Genomic DNA, 25,855 nt, shown 5'->3' on the forward strand with positions numbered 1-25,855 from the left:
AAACTATATTGCTTTTATCTAGATTATTCAGGGCGGATATTTGATGCACTTATGGTCGAAAGTATAAATGCACACTCAGATTCTAATTACCCCACCAATGCGTTTTTTAGTGATGAAAACTTTCAAAAACGTATATTTATAAACCTATATAAACCTTATGACTCCTCAATGGAAGAGGCCAATAGCCATATGAATTTTTTGTATTACAAAATACTCGATAAGCTCAATGAAGCGTTTATAGAAAATTAATGATGTACCAACTTTAAACTGATTTGTTTAGTCAGTTCATTGAGTTGTTTTCGTAAATTACGTGACTCACTCAATGAGGTTGGCGCTTTAAGCTTTAATTTTAAATATTTCTCTTGCAAGGCCAAAGAGTAATCTGAAGCCAATTTATCTGCCATTTCAGGCGCCTCAGCCAAAGCCTGAATATTTGTGCGTTGTATGATTTCAGAGAGTTCCAAATGATAAGCACCACATGCACCTAAAATATAGTAGGTTGCAAGTTCTTGATCATCTGGTAGATCGTCAAAGACACGGTCAAATACCGCTAAGATTTGCGCCAATAACTCATCTGGATGAATCAATGCACGCAATACTTCAAAGTGAATATATAAAAATGGATGTTGCATCAAAATCGCAACAGCAAAGTCTTCATCTTTGGTGCGAATATTAAAAGACAATGAGGCATCTAAGCTGACTTGAGGCTGCCATTTTCGATTAAAACCTAACTTTTCTTTAAAAAATTGTCTTAATAAATAGCGGTAAGAACCTTGTTTAGGCAATAATTCAGTCAGTTGATTGAGTTCAGCCATCACCTGACTTTTACCTTCAGGTGTAGCAACATCATAATTTTGACTCAATAAAGCAAAGACGAAATCCGATAATAAAGGAGATTGTTGCCATATTCGTTGAAACGTTTCAAAACCTTCCTTACGAATCAACGAATCTGGGTCATGTTCTTTGGGTAGAACAAAAAATTTAAGTTCACGGCCATCATTCAATAACGGTAGAGCAATTTCTAAGGTTCGACGTGCTGCTTTTTGTCCAGCGGCATCACCATCAAATGCAATCGTGATTTGATTGTTCTGCTTAAATAAAATAGTTAAATGATCTGCATTGCTGGCCGTACCTAATGTTGCTGTCGCACCAGAAATCCCGTTTTGTTGTAAGGCGATCACATCCATATAGCCTTCAACCATGAGCCAATTTTGTGCACGGTCTTTCCGACCTTCATACAAGCCGTAAAGCAGTTGGTTTTTATGGAAGACTTCAGAATCAGGTGAGTTAATATATTTCGGTTTGATTTCGTCATTCAATGCACGACCACCGAAACCTACAACACGACCTTTGTTGTCTCGAATCGGGAAAATCACCCGATCACGCAACAAATCGAAGTCACGACCACTATCACTGGTACGAATCAGACCTAGTAGTTTTAAACCTTCAATATCTTGTGGGAAAGCTTTTTCTAAATGTTGCCAATCTTCTGGTGCATAGCCTAAGCGCCAATATTGGATTGTTTCGGCGCTTAAACCACGATGTTTAAAATAATTCTGCGCCACTTTACTGTTTGGTAATTGGCGTTCATAAAACTGCGCAATATTTTCTAACAGATCATAAAGGTTGCCATCTTGAGGGATCTGATCAAAACCTACTGAGTCAAACTGGGTTGGATCGAAATGCTCAGGATCAGGATATTGGCTAAAGGCTTCAAAAGGGTCAATTTCTAGTGGCTGAACAGAATCTGTTTTTTGCTCAGTGGGTTTAGAATCGACTACTTTATTTTCTACAGCCTTCACTGCTGGTTTAGGCTTGGATACTTCACGCTTATACGACAGTTTTTTATTGTCATGATTGTCTTTGGGAAGTTCGACACCTGCATGGCTGGAGAGTTCTTTCATGACATCGACAAAATTTCGATTATCAATATCCATTAAGAAGCGAATGGCATTGCCATTTGCCTGACAGCCAAAGCAGTGATAATACTGTTTATCACGGTAAACATGAAAAGAAGGTGACTTTTCCTGATGAAAAGGGCAACAGCCTGAATAGGTGCGACCAGTTTTTTTCAATTTCACACGTTGACCAATCAGATCGACAATATCTGTGCGATCCAAAATTTGATCTATCGTGTGCTGAGGAATAGCCATAAATTTAATGTCATGTATCGTTTAAACCAATTTAAAGTTTAACGTAGTTTTGAGTCTAAAAATATCTATGAATAAAAAAGACGGGTAAAAACCCGTCTTGATTTGTCGCAATCAATATTTATTTACGTTGTCCATCATACAAACTTTCATCTGCACGTGCTGGCTCTTTAGACACTTCACGATTTGGACGATCAAGTAAGCCAAAACTCACTTTATTTAACAAGCTTGATTTTTGTTCTGCTTGATCAGACGTTTCAGAACTCGCTTCTTGTGATACTTCTGCTTTATCACCACGACCTAAAATACCTAATGTTGCACGGTTCCACCAACTTGCTTCTTTACGTGCTGCGCGTATATTCACTTCACCATTAGATTTAACAAGGTTTGGATAGTTTTGCTTAAGCACGCCAATGTACTGTTGTGATGTTTCTTTATCGCCCAACTTGTCATAACCATATGCCATTGTTGCTAAGGCTTCAGGAACTTGAGGCGTTTGAGGATAGTGTTCAATCACCCATTGTGAACGTTCAATTGCAGCCAAATACGCTTTACGTTTAATATTGAAACGAGCAGTATTCATTTCACTTTCAGCCAGTTCTTGGCCGATGTATTTCATTCGTTGTGCAGCATCAACTGAATATTGACTTGAAGGATAGCGACGAATTAAGTCGACAAAATTTTGATAGGCAATTTTTAAATAACCTACATCACGATGTGCTTGTTTTAATGAGGTATAGCGAAGCAAACTGTCATAATTTTGCTCCATATTGGCTACGCCGCGGACATAGTAAGCATAATCTAAATTCGGATGTTGAGGATTTAAACGAATAAAACGATCTGCCAGTGCAATTGTGCCTTCATAATCTTTTTGCTTAAATTTTGTGTAAAGCAATTCAAGCTGAGCTTGTTGTGCATATTGCCCAGTCGGGAAATAAGTATCCATTGCTTCTAACGCTTTTGCAGCATCGCCATATTGCCCACGGTCTAATGATTTTATCGCATTATTGTAATAAGTCTGCTCATTTGATTTCGGGCCTGTATCAACAACATCCTTCTTCGGATTGCTGCTACAGCCGACAAATGCAGTTGCTAAGCCTACAGTTAAAGCAAGCATTGTGACTTTATAACGTGGTAGCGACATAAAAATTCCTCTGTTTATACGGGCAATAGGCTACAATTGCGCTATTAAACCACTTTTGTCCGAATGAGCAAATGACTTCAGCACACTCTTCTAATTCTAATTTCCCAGAAAATGATTTCAATTTACTTGAAGATTCTGAGGATGCAGATAATCATAATTCTGCGCCGACTGCAACACGTTTATCGTTGCAATTTCAACTGGATGAAAGCTATTTAGGGCAACGTATTGACCAAGTCGCAGCACTGGTTTGGAACGAGTTTTCTCGTGAAAAACTCAAGCAGTGGATGAAAGAAGGTCATTTGTTGGTAAATGGTAACATTGTCAAGCCTAAGTATAAATGCGAAGGCAATGAACTTCTATGTTTAGATGTTGAATTGGAAGCACAAACGTCGGCACAACCTGAAAATATCCCTTTAAACATTGTTTATGAAGATGACGATATTATGGTCATCAATAAACCTGTCGGTATGGTTGTTCATCCTGGTGCGGGTAATCCAAATGGTACTTTGGTGAACGCCTTGCTTTATCATTACCCAAAATCTGCCGAATTAACTCGTGCAGGTTTAGTACATCGTATTGATAAAGACACCAGCGGTTTATTGGTTGTTGCTAAAAATTTGGAAGCGCAATTTTCTTTAAGTAAACAATTGGCTAAAAAAACAGTTTACCGTGTATATGACTTGATTTGTTATGGTCATATTATTGCAGGTGGAACGATTGATGAGCCGATTAAACGTCATCCTGTAGATCGTGTAAAAATGGCTATTTTACCGGGTGGTCGTGATGCGGTGACGCATTACAATGTTAAAGAACGTTTTCAACATTTCACCCGTGTACAAGCGCAACTTGAAACAGGGCGTACTCATCAAATCCGGATTCATTTCACCTATATTGGTTATCCATTGGTGGGTGATCCAGTCTATGTTAGCCGAGTTAAAGTTCCAGCAGGTGCTTCTGAGAAACTGAGCAGTGCATTGCGTAACTTTAAACGCCAAGCTTTACATGCCTCTAAATTGGGCCTAGTTCACCCACGTACACAAGAAGAAATGATGTTTGAAGCACCATGGTCAGATGATTTCGTTGAGTTGGTTGAAGTGTTACGCTCTGAAAACAAAGCCTATTAATTGATTTACATGATAAAACTGCTCAATGAGAGCAGTTTTATACAATGATTTAGTTAGCACAAGCATCTTTTGTTCCTGTAGGAAAAGTATTGGTAAATTTTGATTTATCCGTGACCAATTCTAATGACATGGTTTTATTTAGGTATGGAGAGTTGGCTTCAAAACCCTCAAAATTGACTTGTAGGACTACTGTGAAATCTTTAGGTTTAGACAGTAAAGTCGCGACATAATCTAAATTTTTTTTATTTACAATCAGTCCAATTTGATTGGTATTTTGATTAAAGTAAACACCAAGATTTTGTTGTGAGCCTCCTTTAATTGGTTTTATATAAGAATATAATTCTTTAATTTCTTTAGTGTTAGGATCAGTTGATATAATTGATATCAATACCAAATTTTTTATATTAGACTTCCGTCATAAATCAAAAAACGTACAATTTATTTGATCTTAAATTAATCAGCAAAATTATTTAATTCAAGGGATAATCCTTGGATGAAATTCAAAGATATTCAAAAATTATCAGACGTTAAGTTTCGTAGGCTTACCGGTGTTAGTTGGGCTACATTTAACCTCATGTTGGCCGAGCTAAATAAGCATTTACCTCGTCATATTGGTAAAGGACGACCGCATAAATTACCGTTGGAAGATCGCTTGCTCTTATGTATAGAATATTGGAGAGAATATCGAACATTTTTCCATCTTGGTATGAGTTACGGTGTATCTGAAACGAGTGCAATTCGTATCACACGTGTTATTGAAGATACCTTAATCCGTTCTGGAAAATTTAACTTGCCAAAACAACTTCCTAATCGAGATGAAGTGGATTGGGAAGTTGTTGTGATTGATGCAACTGAAATATTAGTTCAACGTCCAAAAAAAACAGAAGAAATGGTATAGCGGTAAAAAAAAGCGACATACCTTTAAATTTCAGCTATCTATGCACTATACAACAGGTGAAATACTGAGTGTATGTGGAAGTCATGGAAGCATGCATGATTTTAAAATATTTAAAAAAAGTATGAGGAAATTAAAATTTAAGCCCTTTTTTATCGTTGATAAGGGGTATTTAGGGATAAAAAAATTGGGTTTTGGATGCCTCATGCCATCTAAAGCAAAGAAAACTGAAAAATTAGATTCTGAATTAAAAAAGTTAAATAGAGAGATTGGTCGTAGACGAATTCAAGTAGAGCATGTATTTGGAAGGATGAAATGTTTTAAGATTTTATCTTGTGTATATAGAAATCGTCGTAAAAGATTAAACCTGCGGTTTAATTTACTTGCTGGCATATACAATTTAGATTGGGTGAAAGATAAACAATTAAATTGATTGAAAAATGATTTATGAAGGAAGTCTATTATTTTGCACCTTTAAGAATGGGCTATTTTCATATATTACTGACATTGAATGCATATTTTTATTTTTATCCTGAAGTAATATTGTATAAATTTTTGCATCATTTCTAGCGTTTGTTAATTCAGTTGGAATAACGTCTGTATTTAATTCAAATCCAACAACACCTGATTGAGGTAATATTAACCCTCCCTCAACAATAGTACTATTCATCATTTTCAATGTACTATGATTGGCAGAATACGTGATTGGATATGCTGTTTCTAGAATTTTATAGGAAAGTTTTTGACCTGATGCTATAGGAAATTTAAAAAAAAATTGTATGGCTCAGGCATAAAGCCTTCTAAATCATAACGACATAGTGCAAATCCTTGCGTGCTGATAACACTCAGACTCAATAAAACAGCAAGCTTTAGTTTTTTCATGGTTTATCCTTATTTTTAAGTTTTAATTAATATTATTGAGTTTGATTAAAAAAACAACACTATGTGAAGTTGAAATGTTTAGTTTTGTTAATCAACAAAATGGACGAGAAGATTGGTTTTTGGATTGAGTAAATTTGTTATAGTTATTGAGTCGTGAAAATGATTTGAATAGGAAAATGAGTCATATGCAATTTGTTCAAGGATTACCTCAAGGTGTATATGCAGGCCAGACACATATACATCACCCAAAGGCTTTGCCATCTGTACAGCCTGAGCTTGAAGGTTTTAATTTGGCATTGCATGTAAATGACGATCCTCAACGGGTACAACAACACCGTATGATTTTATTGGATGAGTTTGCAGAATTGGGTGTTAGTAAAATTACATGGATGACGCAAACCCACAGCACAATATGTCATACCATCAATGAAGAAATGACATTTACTGCATTGGAGGGGGATGGCTTGGTCACACAGACTCAGGGGCATGCCTTGATGATGATGACTGCTGATTGCTTACCCGTTGTTTTAGGCAATGCCGCGGGTACTGAGGTTGCCAATCTACATGCAGGTTGGCGCGGTTTAGCAGGGGGAATAATTGAAAATACCATTGCCAATATGAAGTCTCCACCTACTTGGGCTTGGTTGGGTGCAGCAATCAGTCAGCCTTGTTTTGAAATTGGCGCAGAAGTCAAAGCTGCTTTTTGTTCTAAATATGCTGAACTAGACACTGCATTTATAGAGGGTGAGCAAGCAGGTAAGCACTATGCGGATTTGTATGCGATTGCGCGTTATATTCTTAAACAACATGGGGTGAATATGGTTATAGGAGGAGATCAGTGTTCTTATCGTCAAGATCAGGATTTCTATTCTTATCGTCGCCATGCAAAAACAGGGCGTATGGCTACTTTTGTATTTATTCGGAATTAAATCTTTATTTTTAAATAGATTTATCGTTGTTTTAAGTGTTATGTCATAGGTTTTCTGAACATTACAAGAATTGTTTAAAAATGAATTGATGTTAAACTTGACTAAATTTGTTTGTTTTCAATTGATATGTCTTTATCTGCTAAATCTATCGCGATCGTTTACCACAGTCCATTTGGTCATACTGCAAAAGTTGCGAATTATATTGCACAAGGTGCAGAGAAGATCGGTGTAACTGTTCATCAAATGGATATTGAGCATATTGATTGGGATATTTTAGATCAAGCGAATGCCATAATTTTTGGCTCACCGACCTATATGGGAAGTGTTACAGGTCCATTTAAAATGTTTATGGACTCTACATCTAAACGTTGGAAAAATCGTGATTGGCAGGGCAAACTTGCTGCTGCATTTACCAACTCTGGTGGTTTAAGTGGAGATAAGTTATCTGTACTGCAACAGATTAATATCTTTGCAATGCAACATGGCATGTTATGGTCTGGACTCCCTTTAATGCCTACTGGTGTTAAACCCACTGATTTAAACCGTATGGTGGGTTATTTAGGGTTAATGACACAATCAGATAATGCACCTGTTGAAATTACACCACCCTCTGGTGACTTGCAAACCGCAACATGGTTTGGAGAGTATATTGCGTTACTCATAAATAAAATTACGCCGTAGTTGTTCGGTGTAATTACATAAAAAAACAAAAAACATCATAAATAAAAAGCCTTTAGAATCATTGCAAAAGTTGAATTATTGAGTGAAATGTTTTGTTAATTGAAGACTAAACTGTGTTTTGCCTTTTTTTTATTGTCGTTTTCATATAATTTTTACCAATAAGAAAAAATCTGAGAAGATGATATGGATATTAAAGATAGAAAAACAATTAAAATCATAAGGATGTTTTTAACTTATGGTCTGTTGTTTTCTCCAGTTTATTGTTTTGCAAACTCTTTTCAATCTGAAGGATTAACTGAATTAAATGACGCTGAGCTTTCTAAAGTTAGTGGTCAAGCCCTGATGAGTTTGAGTTATATTGCACCTAATGATTCAGTCAATAAAATGCAAGGGCAAGGTATCGGTTTTTATAAACTTGGACTCGAAGCTGATCTTGAATTAAATGCCAATATTAAAAAATTGCAGCTCGGTTGTGGTGGGGTAAATGGGGCGGGCGGTTGTGACATTGATATTGATAATTTGAGTCTTTCAGGTATAGCAGATACCCGAGAAGGACGTGTAGGTTCAAGTGCAAAATTGACCAATCCATTTATAGAGTTTGCGATAAAAAATCCCAATTCTGCGTCAACACGAGAAGTAGTTGGCCTACGATTAAGTGCTGAAAAAGCATTAGGTTTGTTAACAGCAGGTATTGAAAACTCAGATTTGCCAAATGGTATTAATAGCCTGAGTGGTGCTTTAAAAATTAAAGCAACAACAGGCAGTGCAAATACGACCGCACGGAATTTACAATATGCTGATACAAACATGTCTATTAAAGGGAACATTAAATTAGGTATTCTTCCGACCGCAAGTTTTCAGACAAATGACTATAATCTAGGATTGCAATCGACTGGCGCTACATTGGCTGTTAATGGGAAAACTTTATACGGCAATCGTATGACGAGTGCTCTTTTGACTGGAACAGCTAAAATTGATGAACTATTTTTTAGAGGTTCAATCAAACCAATTCTTGCTGGTATAGATTTATCATTTTTAACATTGAATGCGAGTGGTAGCATATCGGGTTTAACTGCCAATTTAGATATTAATCAAAGCTTGGGATATATTCATAAGTTGCAATTGAATAATCCATTTTCTTTATCATTACAGCAACAGTCTGTGTGGTGGCCAAATGCTGAAATTGCTGCTCAAAGAGGGTGGTGGTTAGCGATTGAAGATGAGATTGATATTGGTAAAGTCACGCCATCGAATACGATTGATGTAACCAATGATGTTTTAAAACAAGTTGTACCAAGTTTAAATGAATATCTTGCTAAATCTGAGAATACTGTGAAATGTCCAGGTTTAATTGGCTTATCTTGTATTGCGAGTGAGGTGGCAATTGGGCAAATTAATTTATCAGATTCAAATCCACTATATTTCCCGATTAATGATTTGAAATTGGCGACTCAAGATTTTGCGCCTAACTGTTATGGCAATCTAAAATTCTGTTAAATCTTTGAGACTAAAGAAAGCCTCCAGATGGAGGTTTTTTATTGGGTATAGCTTGATATGCGTTATATCGCAGGAGTCAATAATCCACTTGTTGAAAACGTATTTTGCACTGATAGCCTATGATCTGTTTCGGACGGATTATTATGGTATTATTAAGTATAAATATACAATTGTTAAATTTTGTTACATAAAGTAATATAAGTAAAAACCCTTTAGAATCATTGTGAGAGTGATGTTGAATCATATAAAAATTATAAAATATAAATATTTACGACGAAGTGTTATTCTATTTATTTAACGCTTAGTATATTTTTTATCCATAATAAGATCTGGGAAGATGGTATGGATATCAAAAAAAAACGAGCAATTGATAAGAAAATCATTAAAATTGCAAAACTGGCTTTCATTTGTACAGGATTGTTTTCTTCAATCCATAGTTTTGCAAGCAGTCTACATTCTGAGAGTTTAATGCAATTAAATGATTCTGAACTTTCGGATGTGAGTGGTCAGGCACTGATGAGCTTGAGTTATATTGCGCCTAATGACTCAATCAATAACATGCAAGGACAAGATGTCGGATTCTATAAACTTGGCCTGGAAGCTGAGCTTGACCTAAATGCCAATATTAAAAAGTTACAACTGGGTTGTGGTGGGGTAAACGGGGCAGGCGGTTGCGACATTGATATTGATAATCTGAGTCTTTCAGGTATAGCCGATACGCGTGAAGGACGTGTAGGTTCAAGTGCAAAATTAACCAATCCCTTTGTAGAATTTGCGATAAAAAACCCCAATTCTGCGTCAACACGAGAAGTGGTTGGTTTACGCTTAAGTGCTGAAAAAGTTTTAGGCTTATTAACCACAGGAATAGAGAACTCTGATCTTCCTAATGGAATAAATAGTTTAAGTGGGGCAATTAAAATTAAGGCGACCACAGGAACGGGATTTACAGCTCCAAGAGCAATGACCTTTAATGATACAGGAATGGTTATGAGTGGCCGAATTAGAATAGGTTTTGTTGCACCAACTTTTACTACAAATAACTATAATTTACAGTTGCAATCAACTAAAGCGAATTTATTGATCAATGGTACAACCTTAACAGGTACACGTTTAACTTCTGCAAAACTCACAGGCACTGCATTGATTGATAATTTAAACTTTGGTGGAAATATTACTGCAAGAGTAAATCTACCATTAGTTTCATTGATTCCTTTGAGTATTAATTCAAATGGCTATATATCAGGCTTAAGGGCTGACTTAGATATTGAACAAGATCTTGGATATATTCATAAATTCCCTTTAAATAATCCATTTTCTTTATCACTACAGTCGACTCAAGTTCACTGGCCTGGTGCTGAATACGCCTCGAATCGTGGATGGTGGTTAGCCATAGAAGATGAAATTGATATTGGTCAAGTTGTACCTAAAAATCAGATTGATGTAACCAATGATATTCTTAAACAAGTTGTACCCAGTATTAACAATTATTTGACAAATAACCCACCGACCTGTCAGTTAGCAATTGGATGTATAGCTCTTGGTCTGAATATTGGTAATGTCAATTTATCATCAGCAAAACCACTATATTTCCCAATTAAGGATTTACCCTTAGCAACTCAAGGATTTGCGCCTAACTGCTATGGCAATCTAAAATTCTGTTAGACCTTTAAGACTAAAGGAAGCCTCCAGATGGAGGTTTTTTATTGTTTGATCAGGATTGAGCTTTATCTCTTTACCAACTATGACGACTTACAATAATCCCTTTGATGACTTGAAAACCACACGATGTGCTGAAAAAGTAGATTGTATGACTATTAAGTATAAATATATAATAATTAAAATTAGTTACATAAGTAAATATTAATAAAAAGTATTTAGAATCATTGAGAAAGTAATCTTGGTTTGCATAATTGTTATAGTATTGAGATATTTAATTCACTTTTCTATTTGCTTTATTTGTATTTTAGTATATTTTTTATGCATAATAAAATGAGATTAGCTGATATGGATATCAACTATAATAGGATGATTGATAAGAAAATCATTAAAGTCGTAAAGAATGTCGTAATTTATGCTGGATTGTTTTCCTCAATGCATTGTTTTGCAAATTCTCTATACTTGGAGAGTTTAACTCAATTGAATGACTCTGAGCTTTCCGATGTTCATGGTCAGGCACTAATGAGCTTGGGTTATATTGCGCCAAATGACTCAGTCAATAAGATGCAGGGGCAAGGCGTTGGTTTTTATAAACTTGGACTTGAGGCAGAACTTGAATTGAATGCCAACATTAAAAAGTTACAGCTCGGTTGTGGTGGGGTAAACGGGGCGGGTGGTTGCGACATTGATATTGATAATTTGAGTCTTTCAGGTTTGGCTGATACACGTGAAGGGCGTGTGGGTTCAAGTGCAAAATTAACCAATCCATTTGTAGAATTTGCGATAAAGGATCCCAATTCTGCATCGACAAGAGAGGTGGTTGGCCTACGTTTAAGTGCTGAAAAAGTTTTGGGAATGTTGACAGCAGGTACTGAAAACTCAGACACACCGAACGGTATTAACTCTCTCAGTGGCTTTTTAAAGACGAAAGCAACTACGGGAATGGGATATACAAATAGTCGTGGAATGAGTTATGCCGATACCCAAATGCCTGTGACTGGAAATGTGGATATATGTGTTTTTGTATTTTGTGGGCGATTACCGCTTTCTTCAAATGATTACAATTTAAATTTGGAGAGTACAACAGCGCCAATTCAAATTGATGCTACGACTATAAATGGTAAACGACAAACGAGTGTCAATTTAACAGGTAAAGCTAATATTGATCGGTTGAATTTTGGAGGACGTCTAAAGGCTGGGGTGAGGGTTCCTCTACTCGGGACTTTAAACTTAGAAAAACAAGTAAACGGTAATATTACTGGGCTGACGGCCAATTTGTCTATTAGTCAAAATCTAGGTTATATCCATAAAATTCCATTAAATAATCCTTTTTCATTATCTCTACAAAGTCAAAATGTATGGTGGCCAAATGCAGAAGTAACTGCGCAAAGAGGCTGGTGGATGGCATTTGAAGATCCTGTCGATATTGGCAATGTTACACCATCAAAACGTATTGATATTACTAATGATGTATTAAGACAAGTGATCGGTCCATTAAGTACGGCTTTGTCAACGACCGCAGTACCATCTTGTCAAGCTTTGGATTGTCTATTTGGTAGTTCATTGGAAATTGGAAATATTAATTTGCCCAATACATCAGTAAACTTCCCATTAAAGGATCTACAACTTAAAAATCAGGACTTTGCTCCCAACTGCTATGGTTCGTTAAAATTCTGTTAAAAAGATGTCTAAAAGAAAAAACCTCCATTTCGGAGGTTTTTCGTATATCAAACAGATTATTTATGCATGATTCGTGATTTATCACGCTGCCAATCGCGATCTTTTTCAGTGGCACGTTTGTCATGTAACTGCTTACCTTTTACCAAAGCAATCTCAAGTTTAGCCAAATGACCTTTCCAGTAACACGCCAAAGGTACGCAGGTATAACCTTTTTGATTGACAGCACCCAGTAGCTTTTCAAGCTCACGGCGCGAGAGCAACAGTTTACGGGTACGTGTCGCTTCAGGGACTACGTGCGTAGATGCTGAAAGTAAAGGTTGAATTTGAGCACCGAAGAGAAATGCTTCATTATTTTTAAAGGTGATATAGCTTTCAGTAATGGTCATCCGCCCAGCACGTAATGACTTGACTTCCCAACCTTGTAAAGAAAGCCCAGCTTCAAATTTTTCTTCAATAAAATAATCGTGGCGTGCACGTTTATTTTGTGCAATCGTCCCACTATTATTTTTTTTAACGACAATGTTTTTCGACATAATACAAATATTCCAAGAATAGCCTTATTTTGCCTCAAACTTGGCTTCAGGTGAAGTCATTTCACAATTAAAGCCAAAGCTAAATCAAAAGAGGTTATTCGCTAATATTTAAGTTTTTGTTAAACTATAGCCCTACATAACAAACTAGAGTACAAATGGATGTCTAAAACTCGTGTCATCTATCCAGGAACTTTTGATCCAATTACCAATGGCCATGTTGATTTAGTCGCACGTGCTTCACGAATGTTTGATGAAGTTGTGGTCGCAATTGCAATTGGGCATCATAAAAATCCAGTCTTTAGTTTGGAAGAACGTGTAGAGTTAGCAAAGATATCACTCAAACATTTACCCAATGTTGAGTTTGTCGGTTTTGATGGGTTATTGGTCAATTTTGCACGTGAACAACATGCTACAGCAGTGTTACGTGGCTTAAGAGCTGTTTCAGATTTTGAATATGAATTTCAGCTTGCGAATATGAATCGTCAGCTTGATCATGATTTTGAAACAGTATTTTTAACACCATCAGAGCAATTTTCATTTATTTCTTCGACGATGGTTCGAGAAATAGCACGATTGAAAGGCGATGTGGCAAAGTTTGTTCCTCAATGCGTTGTCGAAGCCTTCCATCGTAAACATCAACAAGGTTGGTAGCGTGTCTTTAATTATCACTGATGAATGTATCAATTGTGATGTATGCGAGCCTGTATGTCCAAATGATGCCATTTTTATGGGGGAGGAGATTTATGAAATCCATCCTAACCTATGTACAGAATGCGTCGGGCATTTTGATCAGCCACAGTGTGCGCTTTTCTGTCCAGTCGACTGTATTCCGCTCGATCCGAACCATGTAGAGAGCCAAGACGACTTGATGGAAAAGTATAAAAAACTAATTGCTCAAAAAAGCGCAAGCAATTAGCCGAGAAATTTGTTAGGATACGCCCCGAAGTGAGCCAGACGATCGCTGCTGTGGAGATCTCCGTGATTGAAGCAGGGGAGGAAAGTCCGGGCTTCATAGGGTAAGGTGCCAGGTAACGCCTGGGCGGTGTGAACCGACGGAAAGTGCAGCAGAGAGTAGACCGCCTTCAATAACGTTTCTTTTCGGAGAAATGGAAGGTAAGGGTGAAAGGGTGCGGTAAGAGCGCACCGCATGGCTGGTAACAGTTCATGGCATGGTAAACCCCACCGGAAGCAAGACCAAATAGGGATCCTATAGGCATGGCCCATGCTGGATCCGGGTAGGTCGCTTGAGCGTATGAGTGATCATGCGCCTAGAGGAATGATCGTTCTAGACAGAACCCGGCTTATCGGCTCACTTCGATGAATTTTATTTTAATTAGTGCTTGACGTAACATTGTTTACAGCAGATAATGCGCGCACAGTTTTAGGCTATGTAGCTCAGTTGGTTAGAGCACCGCACTCATAATGCGGGGGTCACAGGTTCAAGTCCCGTCATAGCCACCATTTTTATAGACCACGTTTCCAAAAACGTGGTCTTTTTTTATCTACAGGATTTAAACTTTAACAGCGAGACTTGGTCTTGTTTAAAAACCAAGGTTCAGCCCTGTACTCTCCCCAATATAGCTTAAGCTACTTTTAGGCGTCTTTTTATAATCATAAAGCGTTGTTTTTGATAATTTAGCCAAGCCAAATTGATAAGAAAAGTTAAATTGCACTTGAGTGATGTGGTATTGCGTTAACACCTCAGCGTGTTGTTGATTAATCTTTTCTAGTAATGTTTCGGCACGCTCAAGGTCATCCAGATAATCTGGTTGATTCACATTTAAAATTAAAACCTGATTTATGGATTCAGCTTCTCCGATGAAGGTATGGCGATTTTCAACTTGAGCATTTTTAATGTCATCGGAGATCAAACTAAAATTATTGGCTGAGATTGCTTTGCTTTGGAAATAACCCCATAAATTGACAGAAAAAATCACAATCGTTAACAGCGCAATGATGTAGTAATGAATACGCCATACAGATTGGCGTGGAATATTGGATTGAACATTTCTAAGGATTTGAGTTTCACTGAGTAGATCGTGCAGAGATTGTTGGCTATTTCCATTAAAAATAGCCAAGTAAAAACAGGCAAAGACGATACTTTGAAAAAATGCCACAAGTAGGCTGAGTGAAAGATGCTGAGTTGAATATGTTTGTAAATAACCAGCAAAGCAAAATGGAATGATAAAAATACTTGATCTAACCAGAGAGCGCATAAATGGAATTGAAGCACCATTTAAGTCTTTTACTCTAATTTTACCCAGAATTTTCCCAATGGTTTTACCATTACCGATATGGCTGTTAAAAGCAGCAAAATAAAATAGACAGAGGAGTGTACCTATACATTGGAAAATAAAAGGAGAATTTTCAAAATATGGGTAGAGTATTTTACCCATCACTAAACAGGCTACGCCGACGGTAATACAGTCGATGATAAATGCGAATATTCGCGGAAATATAGGGGCGGCTTTTTGAGTTTCAGTAGTAATTTCAGACATGGTATTGGTTTAATTAAGTTTATGAAAATATTAATAATTAATATAAATTTATTATATTATAAGTTTTTTAATGAAAAATAACCAGAAAAATATAGTTGAGCTATCACGCTTTTTAGCAAGTCGTATTGAACTTTGCATTATTTTTAAATTGGTGATTTATAGATGATTTACAAATTTTAGGCATAAAAAAACCAGCTTATCACTGGGTTCTTTATTGCACCATTTTAATAAGATTTAAAATGGTGCCCGAGGCCAGACTCGAACTGGCACGCTTTGTGGGCGGGGGATTTTAAATCCCCTGTGTCTACCGATTTCACCACTCGGGCATGTGCGCAATAATAAAGGACAGTTTTTCTCTTGGCAAGCGTATTTATGTCGATTTGCTTTCTTTTCAATCAATTCATGTGCTTATGTTTGAAAATAAAGCATTTTAAGCCGTTGAATGGGTATTTTGTCATGATTTTTTCATCAATTTGAGATTAAAGCGAAATATTAAGCCTTTAAATTGATTGGATAAAAAAACTTAGAGGAAACCAACTTCAATGCCAAACTCAATTTCACGCCGTGAACTTATTCAAAAGTCATTAGCCAGTTTTGGGGCATTATCTATACCAGTGTCGTTGACTGCTTGTGGGAGTGATAACAACGATTCAACATCTCCTACAACAAAAGTTGAATTTTTACATGGTGTTGCCAGTGGCGACCCATTAAAAGATCGTGTGATTTTGTGGACGCGTATTACCCCGCAGGATACGTCTTTGCGTTTAGAAGTGGTTTGGGAAATTGCCACAGATGATAAATTTACGCAAGTGATCAATACTGGAAAAGTACAAACAGCATCAGCTCAGGATTTTACTATTAAGGTCGATGCAGACAAGCTTAAGTCTGGGCAAACTTATTATTATCGTTTTAAATTTGGTTCGGTGATTTCGCCAGTAGGGCGTACCAAAACATTACCTGAAACCACCAGTTCGGTGCAGTTTGCGGTGTGTTCGTGTTCAAACTATCCTGCTGGCTATTTCTATGTGTATAAGGAAATGGCAAAACAAGAGGTTGATGCGATCATCCATTTGGGGGATTACATCTATGAATATGGTAAAGATGGATATGCCACAGAAGAGGCAGTAAAGCTGGGTCGTACCCTCGCTGCTGACAATGATAAAGAAATTATCAAGTTGGATGATTACCGTAAGCGTTATGCACTTTACCATACTGACGCCGACCTACAGGCCGCACATGCCCGTCATCCTTTTATCGTGATTTGGGACGACCATGAACTGGCAAATGACGCATGGAAAGATGGTGCAGAAAACCATCAAGCCAATGAGGGTAATTTCTTAGACCGTAAATTGGCAGCTTTACAAGCCTATTTTGAATGGATGCCGATTCGTCCTGTATCTGCAACAGATCACTTGAATATTTATCGCCAGTTTGACTTTGGTTCATTGGTACAATTGACCATGTTAGATACCCGTATTTTGGCACGTGATAAGCAACTCGATTATGCCAATTATATGACGGCTTCGGGCTTGGATATTGCTAAGTTTCAGGCAGATTTAACCAGTACTACGCGTACACTGATGGGTTATACCCAACGTGAGTGGCTACAAAAGAAACTGGCACAATCTACCGCGACTTGGAATGTATTGGGTCAGCAAGTGTTGATGGCAAAAATGTTAATCCCTGCTGAATTGCTATTGTCTTTATCTGCAATTACCAGTGGAAATGTCACAGCCGAAACTTTGGCAAAAATGAATCAGCAGATCATCGAGTTAGTTACTTTAAAAGTTCGTTTGAAAAGTGGTGATCCAACATTAACCGCTACAGAAAAAGCCCGTGTAACCACAGTTGCACCCTATAATTTAGATGCTTGGGATGGCTACTATGCAGAACGTGAAATTTTATATGGCACACTTAAAACATTAAATAAGAAAGTTGTGGTGTTGGCGGGGGATACCCATAATGCATGGTCTGCTGACTTGCATACCCAAGCGGGTGATTTTGTTGGGGTTGAATTGGCAACCAGTTCGGTCTCTTCACCTGGGATGGAAAAGTATTTAAGTATTCCTTTGGCACAGTTACAACAATTTGAAATGGCCTTCACCACGCTCATTGATGAATTGAATTACACCAATTTAAATCAGCGAGGGTACTTAAAAGTCAGTTTTACAGCACAACAGGTACAAGCGGATTGGATTTTCTTAAATAGCATCAAGGAAAAAACCTATACGGTGGATACGGCTCGTGCCCATCAAGTGGTTTTAAATAACAATTTGGTTGATGTAAAGACTGTTCAGAAAAGTGCATAAATTTTCAAGCTTAAAAAGCCGAGTTTAGATCACTCGGCTTTTTAACGTGATAGATGGATTACATCATACTGTCCATATAGGCATCTAAATCTTCATATTTATAGGTTTTACACATTTCATTTTCATATTTTAATAGTTCTAAATGTAATTCTAAAAAGGTGACTAAGCGCTTTTGATAAAATTGATACTTCTCAGAATCTTTGGCCAAGAATCGCATTTTGAATTTGGCTTTCTTGGCTTGTTTATAAGCCCATAAACAGCTTTTTCGAATTTGTTGTAATTGGTAATATTCAGTGTCTTTGGTGCTATCTCTAAATAAATTTTCTTTATAAAATTTGACAAAACCAAAGCTCATCGCAAAGAAAAATAACAGACCTTGCAGCAGGGTGCTTTCTATAAAATAAAGATTGAGTGCTTGCAGGACGATCAGTACCGCAAGTTTAAGCGGAATATTATTGAGTTGTTGGTATAAATGCGTCGAACTGTGTTTTATTTGTTTGATAATGATCGGAACAATAATCATAAAAAATAACATAATCGCTAAAGCGGCAATGCCATTGGCTTGAAAGCTATCGAATTGAGGAAAATGATTTGCAATATACTGACCTAAACTAAAATAGATGCTGCAAAAAATCATAATCGACAAAATCCAAGGAATAAATTCCTTTGCTTCATCTAAAAGCCCTTTGGTTTTAATTTGACTATAAAATAGAAAGTTGCGCTTAAATGCTTGTGGGTATTGTTGTTGTAATTGATTTAAATAGAGGGAAACTTGCTTGTTTTGAATCATATAGGCTTCGCTTATCTAAATTTCACTTTGGATATTAACATAAAAAACAATATAAAATTTTAGGCATAAAAAAACCAGCTTATCGCTGGGTTCTTTATTGCACCATTTTAACAAAAATTAAAATGGTGCCCGAGGCCAGACTCGAACTGGCACGCTTTGTGGGCGGGGGATTTTAAATCCCCTGTGTCTACCGATTTCACCACTCGGGCTTTACAAGATTGGAGGCGGAGGTCGGAATCGAACCGGCGTACACGGAGTTGCAGTCCGCTGCATGACCACTCTGCCACCCCGCCATGTCTTGGTGATGCACATATTAGCAATCTTTGAAAAAAAAACAATACTATAATTCATGCATATGCACATAAATTCAGCATATGAAAGAAAATTGTCTAAATAATCATGTATTATTTGCAAAATTGATTCATATCTACTTTGGAGATGTGCCGTGGCATTGGTATTGGATGGTCGCGCATTAGCGAAACAAATTGAAGCAGACTTGTTGACTCGTGTTGAAGCTATAAAAGCAAAAACAGGTCGTACCCCAATTTTAGCGACTATTTTAGTGGGTGATGATGGTGCATCTGCGACGTATGTACGCATGAAAGGAAATGCTTGCCGTCGTGTTGGTATGGATTCTTTAAAAGTAGAGTTAGGTAAAGAAACCACAACTGAACAATTATTGGCTGAAATTGAAAAATTAAATGCCAATCCTGATGTTCACGGTATTTTGCTCCAACATCCTGTGCCTGAACAAATTGATGAACGTGCTTGCTTTGATGCCATTTCACTTGAAAAAGATGTAGATGGGGTAACTTGCTTAGGTTTTGGTCGTATGGCAATGGGTGAGGCTGCTTATGGTTCGGCAACACCTGCAGGTATCATGACGATTCTTCAAGAAAACAAGATTGAAATCGCTGGCAAGCATGCAGTTGTGGTAGGGCGTTCGGCTATTTTAGGTAAGCCGATGGCAATGATGCTACTTCAAGCCAATGCAACAGTGACAATCTGTCATTCTCGTACACAAAATCTTGCTGAATTGGTAAAACAGGCTGATATTGTTGTTGGTGCAGTCGGTAAAGCTGAATTAATCCAAAAAGACTGGATTAAGCAAGGTGCTGTTGTGGTTGATGCTGGATTCCATCCTCGTGACGGTGGTGGTGTGGGTGATATCCAATTGGTCGGTATTGAAGATGTCGCTTCAGCTTATACACCAGTTCCAGGTGGCGTAGGTCCGATGACGATCACAACGTTGATTCGTCAAACTGTGGAAGCTGCTGAAAAAGCGTTAGCTTAAGTCCTGTTTTATTCTGGGCACAGTGAAAGCCATGCATTCACTGTGTTCAAATCTAGCCTACATTTACACAGCAATGTTTATTTTCAGTAAAAGTAGGCAATATTGTCATTAGTTTAATGGTCATTGGCTTAACGCGTTTAAGATCTACTTTTAAGTAGCTGTATCTGAGACTTAACAAGAAGTATCGTCTCGAACCTTAGCACATGATGTTACTGTCTATCGAATATGAGGAAGAAGCTGTATTTCCTCAATATCAAAATAATAATTTTGGTCATATTTTGCATGAGCTGTACTTATCAATTTCCTAAAGCCCCACAACATTTACTTGATGCTTTGCATGAAGTAATTCCTCAATGCGAATTATTGGCGCAGCAGTTGCCTGAAAGCCCAATTTCGTTATGGTTGATTCCACCAGTTTTTCCAACAGATCGTTTGGATGATGAGGTGATTCGCCGTATTTGGAATGATACACCGTATTGGATTTTTTGCTGGGCTTCTGGTTTAGCAATGGCACAATGGCTGATTGCAGAACCACAGCATGTAAAAGATAAAGTGGTGCTGGATTTTGGTGCTGGATCCGGTGTGGTTGCAATTGCAGCCAAAATGGCAGGTGCAAAACGTGTCATCTGTTGTGATATCGACCCGATAAGTTTGGATGCTTGTCGTGAAAATGCTTTGCTCAATGATGTTGAGCTTGAGTATCTAGATGATTTATATAAAGCCGAACAGGTTGATGTCTTATTAGCAGCAGATGTTTTATATGATCAATCTAACCGGTTCTTCTTGGATGAGTTTTTAAAATTTGCACCAGAAGTATGGGTGGCAGATAGTAGAGTGAAAAACTTTAGTCATCCAAATTACCAAAAATTGGATGAACGAAGTGCAACCACTTGGCCTGATTTAGATGAAGCCAAAGAATTTAGAAATGTGAGTTTTTATAAGACGCTATGACAGCGTCTTATTTTATTCTGCGATACACATAGCTAAAATCAAGAACAGGTATAACGTACCACATGTAAAGTGCTTGGGCGGGTATCTAAGGCTTGGCGTGTTGCATAATCTTCACTGTTATTTAGACTTGGCGTGTTGGAAAGCCCAAAAGATGTACGGCTATGTCCAAGTTGAACGCCAGCCTGATCTTTTGCTGTTTGCGGGTTGATAATTTCATTGGTACTTAATACAGAAATTTTATAGTTTTTGTTTGCACCCAATACTTTTTGACATGCGCGCTGTAATTTATCCGCATCCAAATCACGATCTGCACGACCTGAAAGGGTATACGCAAGGGTTGCACTATCTGCTGTTTGATTTTCAATTTGATAACCGGTTACGCCATTGTATTGACGAGGGGTTGTTTGACATGCAGATAAAGCTAAAACGATTAATCCTAAACCTGCATAAGTGATTTTTTTCATCTTTTAAAGTCCTAGCTTTTTGAATTATTTTTAGTATGCCATAGCTTTGCAATTTTCACGATAAGTGAATTGCTTAAATAAAACAGCTTTTTCATGTGAATAAAAAAGCTGTTTTAAATGAATTAGATTGCAAAGTTTATTTTGAATTAATCATCCGTAATCAGGCTATGTTTTTTCGTATCTTTCATAAACACATAGGTGATTAGAGATAAACCGATCATAAAGGTAATGTAATAGAAGAAATAGTTTTCATGACCGGCATTTTTAAAGCTTAGTGCAACTAATTCAGCCGTACCGCCAAATACAGTGTTGGCAAGTGCATAAGGTAAGGCTACACCTAAAGCGCGAATATGCGGTGGAAATAATTCAGCTTTTACAACGGCATTAATGGCTGTATATCCAGTCACAATGACCATACCACTCATACATAAGAAGAAAGCCGTTTTAGGGTCCGTTGTCGAGCCTAAACCATTGAAAATAGGAATGGTAAATAGCACACCGAGTACACCAAAAGTGATCATAATCGGTTTACGACCAATTTTGTCTGAAAGTGCACCGACTGCAGGTTGAATCAACATAAAAATAAAGATTGCGGCTGTGGTAATTTCAGTTGCGGTGGTTTTTTCAAAACCCGAAGTGTTGACTAAGTATTTTTGTAAATAAGTCGTAAATGTATTAAAGGCTAAGGTACCGCCTGCTGTTAGCATAATGACTGTAAATGCTTGTTTAGGATACTTGGTGAATAAGGCCAAAGCACCAGATGTTTCACCACCATTTTTAGCTTGTTGTTGCGCTTGTTTAGATGATTCTGTTTCAACCAGACCACGACGAATCCAGAACACAACAATTGCAAGCAACGCACCGATAAAGAAGGGAACACGCCATCCCCATGCATGTAAGGCTTCTTCAGAAAGATTATGTTGCAGGATAATCAGCACACAGAGTGCAAGTAATTGACCTGAAATCAGGGTGACATATTGGAAACTTGAGAAAAAGCCGCGGTGATTTTTACCCGCCATTTCAGTTAAATAGGTAGCACTTGAGCCATACTCACCACCAACACTTAAACCTTGTAATAAGCGTGCAAATAAAAGTAGTGCAGGAGCAAACATTCCGACTGAATCATAAGATGGCGCACAAGCAATGATTAATGAGCCAATACACATCAATGAAACAGAAAGTGTTAAACCCGCTTTACGGCCTTTACGGTCAGCATAAACGCCCATGATCCATGCGCCGATTGGACGCATTAAAAAGCCTAAAGCAAAAACTGCAGCAGCTTGGAGAAGTTTGACCGTTTCATTACCTTCAGGAAAGAACACAGGTGCAAAATAGAGGGTAAATGCGGCATAGACATACCAATCATACCATTCGACTAAATTACCAGCTGAACCACCAAGTATAGATTTGAAACGAGTTTTTCTATCAAGTTGCGAAGTGGCAACTTGAGGAGATGAATTGGACAAGGCAATTCTCCAAAAGAATATGCAAAATACAGCCTGTTTAACTTTCATTTTGGATGAAAATCAAAGCAGAAAAATCAAACAGAGAGAATTTCAGTTAGTATGACGAGGGAGATACAAATAATTACAATGCTCGTTATACGCTTGAATGAAAGCAGACCTTATTAGACTTTGGTCTTAGCTGTGTTGAGGGTTTATTGTTGATCTAGAATGAGAAATTCTAGAAATAAATGAATAATTTTTTTAAAACAGCTATTTAATTTGAAATATTTTATAAATTATAAGAATTTAGCTTAAAGTTAAAGCATGTTTGCTTGCATCTAAATGTATGAAATGTACACAATTTAATAAGCTGAGTTGGGAGAATTTAAAAATTTAATCTAGTCGTAAGCTAAGCAGTCATGCTATTTATAGCAGCTTAATGTTCATTTTTGAAAATAAAACAATAAGGTTTCACATCTATGGACTTGATGATTCGACAACAGCAAACATTAGCATTGGTTAAGGCTCGGGGCTATGTCAGTATTGATGAGATTGCACAGCATTTTGCAGTTACTCCACAAACTGTACGGCGGGATATCAATCAATTGGCCGATGCCGGACTATTACGTCGTTATCATGGCGGCGCTGCGGTAGACTCAAGCGTCACCAATACCGCGTATAGCCAACGGATCAGCCATAATTTAGCGGAAAAACAGCGCATTGCAACAGCCGTCGCAAATGCAGTTCCAGACCATGCATCGTTATTTATCAATATTGGTACTACAACCGAAGCTATTGCCCATGCTTTATTGCAACATCGCGGTTTAAAAGTGATTACCAATAATTTAAATGTGGCGAAAATTTTGAGTATGAATGATGATTTTGAAGTACTGATTGCCAGCGGAAAAGTACGCCCCGATGGTGGTGTGATAGGACAAGCCACCTCTGAATTTTTTAAACAGTTTAAAGTTGATTATGCCCTAATTGGTATCAGTGGGATTGATGAAGATGGAACCATGCTTGATTTCGATTTTCAAGAAGTGTCTGTCTCGCAAGAAATTATTTTAGGTGCTCGGCAAGTATTTTTAGCAGCAGATGAGAGCAAGTTTGGTCGTCATGCAATGATGCGCTTAGGCCATCTTTCTGAAATAGATCGGCTTTTTACCAATAAAGTGCCCACTGAAAATTATTTAGAACAAATTCATGCAGCAGAAGTGGTTTTAACTGTGGTTTAGGCTAATTTTAAAACCCATAGTGAAAATATGATAAACGTGAAATTGATCATTTTTTGATAGACATTGATTAAAAAACTATCTATTATTTTCTTAAATGAAAACAAACGAAAATATATTCTCAAAAATGATTGTGAATATATGCAAATGATCAAAGGTGGTGGCGTTTATGACACAAATCAATGAGCAACAAACGTATTATGATATTGCTGTAATTGGTGGTGGAATAAATGGTGTTGGTATTGCCAATGATGCTGCTGGGCGCGGTTTATCTGTGTTCTTGTGTGAAAAAGATGATCTAGCTAGTCATACCTCGTCTGCAAGCAGTAAGTTGATCCATGGTGGTCTGCGTTATTTAGAACATAAAGAATTTCGTTTAGTGCGAGAAGCGTTGGCTGAGCGAGAAGTCTTACTGGCAAAAGCACCGCATATCATTCGCCCTATGCGTTTTATCATGCCACATCAACCTCATTTGCGTCCTGCTTGGTTGATTCGTACGGGGCTGTTTTTATATGACCATTTGGGCAAAAGAGAGAAGCTTGCAGGTTCACATTTGGTTGAATTTGATCCTGATACTAGCCCACTAAAAACAGAGATCACTCGCGGATTTGAATACTCAGATTGTGCTGTAGATGATTCACGCTTAGTGATTTTAAATGCGATGCAAGCACGTGAAAAAAATGCCACTGTGGTTACGCAAACACGCTGTATTTCAGCACAGCGTGAACATGGTTTATGGAATATCCAGTTTGAAAATGAGCAGGGCATTTATCACATACAAGCGAAGGCTTTGGTCAATGCTGCGGGGCCTTGGGTTGCACAATTCATTAAGCAAGAGCTTCAGTTAAAATCGCAATATGGAATTCGCCTCATTCAAGGCAGTCATATTATTGTGCCGAAAATATATGACGGTGATAAAGCCTTTATTATGCAAAATGATGATCAACGTATCGTGTTTGCAATTCCTTATCTCAATCAATACACCATGATTGGTACAACTGATCGTGAATATTTAGCAGATCCGAATAATGTTGAAATTAGTCAGCAAGAGATTGATTATCTGCTTGATGTATCCAATGATCATTTTAAAGTGCAACTGACTCAAGCCGATATTATTCAGACATTCTCAGGGGTGCGCCCATTGTGTGATGATGAGTCTGATAATCCAGCCGCAATCACCCGTGACTATACTTTGGCTTTATCGCAAGATCATGAAAATGATGCACCCTTACTTTCTGTGTTTGGTGGCAAGTTAACCACCTATCGACGCTTGGCTGAATCTGCCATGGAGCATTTGCAGAAGTTCTTCCCTAACACTGGGAAAGCTTGGACTGAAAAATCCTTACTGCCAGGTGCTGAGAATTTAGTTTCGGTTGATGGATTGGTTTTAGAAATTCAAAATAAAATCAAAGGGCTTGATCATGAAACTGCAAGCCGTTGGGCACATGCCTATGGAACCTATACATGGAAATTTTTAAATCATTCGACATCTGTTCATGAACTTGGTCAAGATTTTGGCCATGGTTTATATGCCCAAGAGGTCGATTATTTGGTTGACCAAGAGTGGGCGATCACCAGTCAGGATATTTTAAAGCGCCGTAGCAAGTTATATTTAAAATTTACCGAAGCTGAAATTCAAGCATTGGATGAATATTTGCTTGAATTGCATGAACGCCGCTTACAGAAAGATGTTGCCTAAGC

The 25,855-nt window shown here is 37.5% G+C and carries 24 protein-coding genes, 4 tRNA genes, 1 other RNA gene and 1 pseudogene; 17 read left to right on the forward strand and 13 right to left on the reverse strand.

Annotated elements, in window-relative coordinates; genetic code table 11:
- Window positions 1-245: 245 nt before the first annotated feature.
- Both MTO68_RS05255 and MTO68_RS05260 read right to left on the reverse strand, forming a co-directional pair.
- A complete protein-coding gene (locus tag MTO68_RS05255) occupies window positions 246-2,153 on the reverse strand; it encodes a CHC2 zinc finger domain-containing protein (RefSeq protein WP_244015324.1) in 1,908 nt (635 codons plus the stop codon).
- A gap of 118 nt (window positions 2,154-2,271) precedes the next feature.
- Complete coding sequence (locus MTO68_RS05260) at window positions 2,272-3,294, reverse strand: outer membrane protein assembly factor BamD (protein WP_004819623.1); 1,023 nt, start codon at window positions 3,292-3,294, stop codon at window positions 2,272-2,274.
- Between the two features lie 71 nt (window positions 3,295-3,365).
- On the opposite strand from MTO68_RS05260, the gene rluD reads away from it, so the two are divergent.
- Window positions 3,366-4,418 (forward strand): 23S rRNA pseudouridine(1911/1915/1917) synthase RluD, encoded by a 1,053-nt coding sequence (gene rluD / locus MTO68_RS05265; RefSeq protein ID WP_004722483.1) that lies wholly within the window; start codon window positions 3,366-3,368, stop codon window positions 4,416-4,418.
- A gap of 49 nt (window positions 4,419-4,467) precedes the next feature.
- Here rluD and MTO68_RS05270 read toward each other — a convergent pair whose 3' ends face one another.
- A complete protein-coding gene (locus MTO68_RS05270) occupies window positions 4,468-4,806 on the reverse strand; it encodes a DUF4882 family protein (RefSeq protein WP_244015325.1) in 339 nt (112 codons plus the stop codon).
- Window positions 4,807-4,911: 105 nt separating this feature from the next.
- Here MTO68_RS05270 and MTO68_RS05275 point away from each other — a divergent pair, with 105 nt between their 5' ends.
- A complete protein-coding gene (locus tag MTO68_RS05275) occupies window positions 4,912-5,316 on the forward strand; it encodes a transposase family protein (protein WP_008942454.1) in 405 nt (134 codons plus the stop codon).
- Between the two features lie 37 nt (window positions 5,317-5,353).
- Window positions 5,354-5,746 (forward strand): annotated as a pseudogene (locus MTO68_RS05280) (transposase family protein); the annotation flags it as partial.
- A 12-nt stretch (window positions 5,747-5,758) separates the two neighbouring features.
- Here the strand turns inward: MTO68_RS05280 and MTO68_RS05285 are convergent.
- Together MTO68_RS05285 and MTO68_RS23105 are read right to left on the reverse strand one after the other, a co-directional pair.
- Entirely contained in the window at window positions 5,759-5,986 is a 228-nt protein-coding gene (locus MTO68_RS05285; protein WP_244015326.1) for a hypothetical protein, read from the reverse strand.
- Window positions 5,987-6,066: 80 nt separating this feature from the next.
- Window positions 6,067-6,195, reverse strand: a complete 129-nt coding sequence (locus MTO68_RS23105) for a hypothetical protein (protein ID WP_270402789.1) — start codon at window positions 6,193-6,195, stop codon at window positions 6,067-6,069.
- A gap of 185 nt (window positions 6,196-6,380) precedes the next feature.
- On the opposite strand from MTO68_RS23105, the gene pgeF reads away from it, so the two are divergent.
- The 5 genes from pgeF to MTO68_RS05310 all read left to right on the forward strand — a co-directional run bounded on the left by pgeF (window position 6,381) and on the right by MTO68_RS05310 (window position 12,638).
- A complete protein-coding gene (gene pgeF / locus MTO68_RS05290; RefSeq protein ID WP_244015327.1) occupies window positions 6,381-7,124 on the forward strand; it encodes a peptidoglycan editing factor PgeF in 744 nt (247 codons plus the stop codon).
- A 126-nt stretch (window positions 7,125-7,250) separates the two neighbouring features.
- Window positions 7,251-7,805 carry a flavodoxin family protein gene (locus MTO68_RS05295; protein WP_244015328.1) on the forward strand — a complete coding sequence of 185 codons (555 nt, stop codon included), beginning with the start codon at window positions 7,251-7,253 and terminating at the stop codon, window positions 7,803-7,805.
- 183 nt (window positions 7,806-7,988) lie between these two features.
- Window positions 7,989-9,302: a hypothetical protein gene (locus MTO68_RS05300; protein ID WP_244015329.1), complete on the forward strand. Its 1,314-nt coding sequence runs from the start codon at window positions 7,989-7,991 to the stop codon at window positions 9,300-9,302.
- 342 nt (window positions 9,303-9,644) lie between these two features.
- Window positions 9,645-10,964 carry a hypothetical protein gene (locus MTO68_RS05305; RefSeq protein ID WP_244015330.1) on the forward strand — a complete coding sequence of 440 codons (1,320 nt, stop codon included), beginning with the start codon at window positions 9,645-9,647 and terminating at the stop codon, window positions 10,962-10,964.
- A 342-nt stretch (window positions 10,965-11,306) separates the two neighbouring features.
- A complete protein-coding gene (locus MTO68_RS05310; protein WP_096733440.1) occupies window positions 11,307-12,638 on the forward strand; it encodes a hypothetical protein in 1,332 nt (443 codons plus the stop codon).
- Window positions 12,639-12,694: 56 nt separating this feature from the next.
- On the opposite strand, the gene smpB is transcribed toward MTO68_RS05310, so the two are convergent.
- A complete protein-coding gene (gene smpB, locus MTO68_RS05315; protein WP_004722477.1) occupies window positions 12,695-13,171 on the reverse strand; it encodes an SsrA-binding protein SmpB in 477 nt (158 codons plus the stop codon).
- A gap of 159 nt (window positions 13,172-13,330) precedes the next feature.
- Here smpB and coaD point away from each other — a divergent pair, with 159 nt between their 5' ends.
- The 4 genes from coaD to MTO68_RS05335 all read left to right on the forward strand — a co-directional run bounded on the left by coaD (window position 13,331) and on the right by MTO68_RS05335 (window position 14,632).
- A complete protein-coding gene (gene coaD, locus MTO68_RS05320) occupies window positions 13,331-13,822 on the forward strand; it encodes a pantetheine-phosphate adenylyltransferase (protein ID WP_004722475.1) in 492 nt (163 codons plus the stop codon).
- A gap of 1 nt (window position 13,823) precedes the next feature.
- The gene (locus MTO68_RS05325; protein WP_004722473.1) at window positions 13,824-14,087 is read left to right on the forward strand and encodes a YfhL family 4Fe-4S dicluster ferredoxin; all 264 of its coding nucleotides are present in this window, start codon (window positions 13,824-13,826) and stop codon (window positions 14,085-14,087) included.
- Window positions 14,088-14,113: 26 nt separating this feature from the next.
- Window positions 14,114-14,491, forward strand: an RNA gene (gene rnpB / locus MTO68_RS05330) — RNase P RNA component class A.
- Between the two features lie 64 nt (window positions 14,492-14,555).
- Window positions 14,556-14,632, forward strand: a tRNA-Met gene (locus MTO68_RS05335).
- Between the two features lie 80 nt (window positions 14,633-14,712).
- Here MTO68_RS05335 and MTO68_RS05340 read toward each other — a convergent pair.
- Window positions 14,713-15,669 carry an RDD family protein gene (locus tag MTO68_RS05340; RefSeq protein ID WP_244015331.1) on the reverse strand — a complete coding sequence of 319 codons (957 nt, stop codon included), beginning with the start codon at window positions 15,667-15,669 and terminating at the stop codon, window positions 14,713-14,715.
- Between the two features lie 240 nt (window positions 15,670-15,909).
- Window positions 15,910-15,995: transfer RNA gene (locus tag MTO68_RS05345), tRNA-Leu, on the reverse strand.
- 216 nt (window positions 15,996-16,211) lie between these two features.
- Here MTO68_RS05345 and MTO68_RS05350 point away from each other — a divergent pair.
- Window positions 16,212-17,978: an alkaline phosphatase D family protein gene (locus MTO68_RS05350; RefSeq protein ID WP_244015332.1), complete on the forward strand. Its 1,767-nt coding sequence runs from the start codon at window positions 16,212-16,214 to the stop codon at window positions 17,976-17,978.
- A 58-nt stretch (window positions 17,979-18,036) separates the two neighbouring features.
- Here the strand turns inward: MTO68_RS05350 and MTO68_RS05355 are convergent, their stop codons facing one another.
- From MTO68_RS05355 to MTO68_RS05365, 3 genes are all read right to left on the reverse strand, one after another.
- Window positions 18,037-18,768, reverse strand: coding sequence for a hypothetical protein (locus MTO68_RS05355; RefSeq protein ID WP_004722467.1), 732 nt, complete (start codon window positions 18,766-18,768; stop codon window positions 18,037-18,039).
- 123 nt (window positions 18,769-18,891) lie between these two features.
- Window positions 18,892-18,977: transfer RNA gene (locus MTO68_RS05360), tRNA-Leu, on the reverse strand.
- Between the two features lie 10 nt (window positions 18,978-18,987).
- Window positions 18,988-19,061 (reverse strand) — tRNA-Cys (locus MTO68_RS05365).
- A gap of 152 nt (window positions 19,062-19,213) precedes the next feature.
- Between MTO68_RS05365 and folD the strand changes: the two genes are divergently transcribed.
- Together folD and MTO68_RS05375 are read left to right on the forward strand one after the other, a co-directional pair.
- The gene (gene folD, locus MTO68_RS05370; protein WP_004819653.1) at window positions 19,214-20,062 is read left to right on the forward strand and encodes a bifunctional methylenetetrahydrofolate dehydrogenase/methenyltetrahydrofolate cyclohydrolase FolD; all 849 of its coding nucleotides are present in this window, start codon (window positions 19,214-19,216) and stop codon (window positions 20,060-20,062) included.
- Window positions 20,063-20,344: 282 nt separating this feature from the next.
- Window positions 20,345-21,013: a 50S ribosomal protein L11 methyltransferase gene (locus MTO68_RS05375; RefSeq protein ID WP_004819654.1), complete on the forward strand. Its 669-nt coding sequence runs from the start codon at window positions 20,345-20,347 to the stop codon at window positions 21,011-21,013.
- A gap of 38 nt (window positions 21,014-21,051) precedes the next feature.
- Here the strand turns inward: MTO68_RS05375 and MTO68_RS05380 are convergent, their stop codons facing one another.
- Complete coding sequence (locus MTO68_RS05380; RefSeq protein ID WP_004722461.1) at window positions 21,052-21,477, reverse strand: hypothetical protein; 426 nt, start codon at window positions 21,475-21,477, stop codon at window positions 21,052-21,054.
- 146 nt (window positions 21,478-21,623) lie between these two features.
- Window positions 21,624-22,943, reverse strand: coding sequence for an MFS transporter (locus MTO68_RS05385; protein ID WP_056514318.1), 1,320 nt, complete (start codon window positions 22,941-22,943; stop codon window positions 21,624-21,626).
- Between the two features lie 458 nt (window positions 22,944-23,401).
- Here MTO68_RS05385 and MTO68_RS05390 point away from each other — a divergent pair, with 458 nt between their 5' ends.
- Window positions 23,402-24,157 (forward strand): DeoR family transcriptional regulator, encoded by a 756-nt coding sequence (locus tag MTO68_RS05390; RefSeq protein WP_244015333.1) that lies wholly within the window; start codon window positions 23,402-23,404, stop codon window positions 24,155-24,157.
- Window positions 24,158-24,323: 166 nt separating this feature from the next.
- Entirely contained in the window at window positions 24,324-25,853 is a 1,530-nt protein-coding gene (glpD, locus tag MTO68_RS05395; protein ID WP_244015334.1) for a glycerol-3-phosphate dehydrogenase, read from the forward strand.
- Window positions 25,854-25,855: the final 2 nt, after the last annotated feature.

This window comes from Acinetobacter sp. NyZ410, from assembly GCF_022828975.1.
Classification (GTDB): Bacteria; Pseudomonadota; Gammaproteobacteria; order Pseudomonadales; family Moraxellaceae; genus Acinetobacter; species Acinetobacter guillouiae.